General features: G+C 41.8%; 1 protein-coding gene. It reads right to left on the bottom strand.

The features are described 5' to 3' along the window. Positions 1-110 precede the first annotated feature (110 nt). Complete coding sequence (ltrA, locus tag Q8M62_RS04880) at positions 111-1,340, bottom strand: group II intron reverse transcriptase/maturase (RefSeq protein ID WP_305668046.1); 1,230 nt, start codon at positions 1,338-1,340, stop codon at positions 111-113. Positions 1,341-1,867: the final 527 nt, after the last annotated feature.

The following is a 1,867-nucleotide window of genomic DNA, read 5'->3' as shown; positions in this document are numbered from 1 at the left end:
AATCGGGTCAGGCAGGGGAATCTCACCCCCACCTTCCCACAGAACCGTGCGTGAGACTCTCACCTCACACGGCTCTTCATGTTATCAAATCACATTGAAAGTATAAACTCTCAGGGATATACCAGCAACCAGTGTTCGAATAAATTGGGCTTCTCTTTGTATTTTGTTTTCAGATATTTTACCGATGCCATTTTATACAAGTCCTTTTCCCATTTTACCCATTTAAGTAGTCTTGCGTTGAGTTGATTCCATACAATTCGCATGTCGTCTTTCCAAAAATGGTGGTAATAGTTGATTATTCCACGGATTACTGGATTGATTTCCTTGGCAATTTGTTCCAATGGTTTTCTGCGTTTATGTAGGTTCATCTCCTTGAACTTCTCCATGATGCTCGTTTTCGCCTTCTGACTTACACAGATGCATGGAATGGATTTCACTTTCCTTGTCTCCTGTGTTTTGTATGCTCTCGGACGAATTGTAAAGCCTAAAAAGTCAAATCCTTTGGGGTATTTTGTATTTGAAAACCCTCTTAGATTGACGATTTTACTCTTGGTCTCATGCAGCTGTAGTTTACAAATTTCCATGCGCTCCTTAATTTGTCGCAGCATGAACTTGGCTTGACTTTCAGTTTTGCAATGCACCACAATATCGTCCGCATACCTTTCAAATGGCTTTTCAGGATGGTGTTTGTCCATCCATTTATCGAAAACTATGTGCAGAAAAAGGTTTGCCAAAAGTGGACTAATTACGCCCCCTTGTGGCGTTCCCGTCAGTAACGGACTGAAATTTCCGTCTTTTTGAACTACTCCTGCTTTCAACCATCTTTCCACGTACATTAACACCCACTTATCTGAACAATAGTGCTTTACAGCCTTTAGCAGCAACTCATGGTCTATGTTGTCGAAGAACCCCCTGATGTCTAAGTCAATGGCAAAATCGTGGTTAAATGAATTTGCATTGGCTTGTTCAACGGCTTGATGACACCCTCGATTGGGTCGATAGCCAAAGGAACTGTTGTGAAATTTAGGCTCTAAAATTCGTTCTAAGTGGTTTCTCACTACTTGTTGCGCAATACGGTCTAAAAGGGTTGGTATGCCCAAAAGGCGTTCTCCTCCTCCTTTTTTTGGTATGGCAACTTGTTTGACCGCTTTCGGAAAGTAGCTTCCTGAACTTAGGCGATTCCATAGCAAATAGAGCTCTGTACTTGCATTTTCCTGCAAATATTCCCAACTCATTCCATCTATTCCACCACTTCCAGCATGGGATTTTACTTCCTTGTATGCATGCCAAACCATTACTCTGGTTATTGGCTGTGATTTTGTTTCATAGTAATCTGTCATCCCTTTTACGGTTGTAAATTGTTATGAATCTTAACATGCCTAGCCCTTCGCTCCATTCCTATTACAGAAACTTCATCACTACTACGACTAAGTCTGCCCCCTATTTCTCATCCACATCCTTTGATGTCTGCTTCCTCTTGCGATTTTACAGAACGAAATAGAGTTCACTTGTTCCTTAAAACAGCCTAAATACATGTCCTGCCAACTTAACCCCGGATGCCGTGTGTCCAGTAATCAGGTTTCCGACACACTCTTATCATAGGTACAAACGTAACTACCTATTTTCGACATCGTCTGTTGCTCTTACGAGGCTTCATCATTGGTTCACTTTCATTCAGCTCATTGTATTCACACCTACAGAAGTCATGCTTCCGTTTTTCCTTATCGCTCACCACAAGCATGTTTCCAATACTCGCAGCATAAGGCGGTTTGGTAACTATTCCTGCAAATCGTCACCGAGAGACCTACTCTCATCTGTTTTAAAGCACCAATCAGCCGTTGGCTGATTGTTCAAGTCACACACGTTT

This window comes from Algoriphagus sp., from assembly GCF_030694375.1.
Classification (GTDB): domain Bacteria; phylum Bacteroidota; class Bacteroidia; order Cytophagales; family Cyclobacteriaceae; genus Algoriphagus.
This window is presented reverse-complemented; position numbering and strand designations above follow the sequence as displayed.

What these genes read in the sequence shown, in the direction of transcription:
- ltrA (WP_305668046.1), bottom strand. Translation starts at nt 1,340, where the DNA reads ATGACAGATTACTATGAAACAAAATCACAGCCAATAACCAGAGTAATG.